The sequence below is a fragment of the Peptostreptococcus porci genome, assembly GCF_009695815.1.
GTDB lineage: Bacteria > Bacillota > Clostridia > Peptostreptococcales > Peptostreptococcaceae > Peptostreptococcus > Peptostreptococcus porci.
Map to the genome: position 1 here is coordinate 1 of NZ_VUNE01000011.1, position 1045 is coordinate 1045.

2 protein-coding genes are annotated in these 1045 nt (G+C 55.8%); one reads left to right on the forward strand and one right to left on the reverse strand.

Annotated features, from left to right (window positions below):
- Nucleotides 1-422: IS5 family transposase (locus FYJ71_RS09855; RefSeq protein ID WP_154538690.1), on the forward strand; the 422-nt coding region annotated here is incomplete at its 5' end.
- A gap of 52 nt (nucleotides 423-474) precedes the next feature.
- Here the strand turns inward: FYJ71_RS09855 and tnpA are convergent.
- Nucleotides 475-891 carry an IS200/IS605 family transposase gene (gene tnpA / locus FYJ71_RS09860; RefSeq protein WP_026001627.1) on the reverse strand — a complete coding sequence of 139 codons (417 nt, stop codon included), beginning with the start codon at nucleotides 889-891 and terminating at the stop codon, nucleotides 475-477.
- Nucleotides 892-1045: the final 154 nt, after the last annotated feature.

The following is a 1045-nucleotide window of genomic DNA, read 5'->3' on the forward strand; positions in this document are numbered from 1 at the left end:
AGAGCACCGAAGCCATGGGGAAATCGCGTGGGGGATTGAGCACCAAGATCCACGCGGCGGTCGATGCCCTCGGCAACCCGGTACGGCTAATCCTCACACCGGGCCAAGCGTCTGAGTACGGAGCCGCCCCAGCGTTACTGGCGGGCTTTTCTCCAGCGGCGGTGCTTGGCGACAAGGGGTATGATTCCACCGCTTTGAGGGACATCATTCGAGCGGTGGGCGCCGAGCCGGTGATTCCGCCGAGAAAGAATCGCTTGGAATGCCCCGAGATAGATTGGCACTGTTACAAGGATCGCAACCTGGTAGAAAGGTTCTTCCAGAAAATCAAGCAGTTCAGGCGGCTGGCAACACGCTATGAGCGACTGGCGAGAAACTACCAGTCGCTACTCAACCTTGTATCCGCCGTCATATGGCTGGCCTAATTGTTAACGCTCCCTAGTGCGAGGATGGATAGCGAGGGGCGCGAGAGCGCCCCTAGTCCGGCCTCGATTGTTGCTCAATATACTGCTTGACCATGCTCAGGGGGGCGCCTCCGACACTTCCCGCAAAGTAGCTTGGACTCCACAGCGAGTTCTTCCGGTAGGCGGGCTGCACCAGTTCAGGGTGTAGTAACTTCATCCGCCGGCTGGATACCCCCTTCAAACTATTCACCAGCCTGGATACCGCCACTTTGGGTGGAAAGTTGACAAGCAAATGGACGTGATCGGTTTCACCGTTGAACTCCTGTAGCTCCGCCTCGAAGTCCCGACACACTCGGTCGAAAAGCAATTCGAGGGAGTTGAGATGCGCGCCGGTGAACACCTTGCCCCGATACCTGGTGACAAATACCAAATGGGCATGGAGTTTAAAAACGCAGTGTCTTCCTGTTCTGATAGCTTGTTTGGTTTCCATAGACCAAGTATATTCGAAGCCATGAAGCAGACCAAGACCCTCAAGGTTCGAGTGAAGGACAAACACGCCGCCGAGCTTAACCGCATGGCCCGCAGCGTGAATTTTGTTTGGAACTACCTCAACGAACTGTCTTCCCGAGCCATTCGGGAGAAAG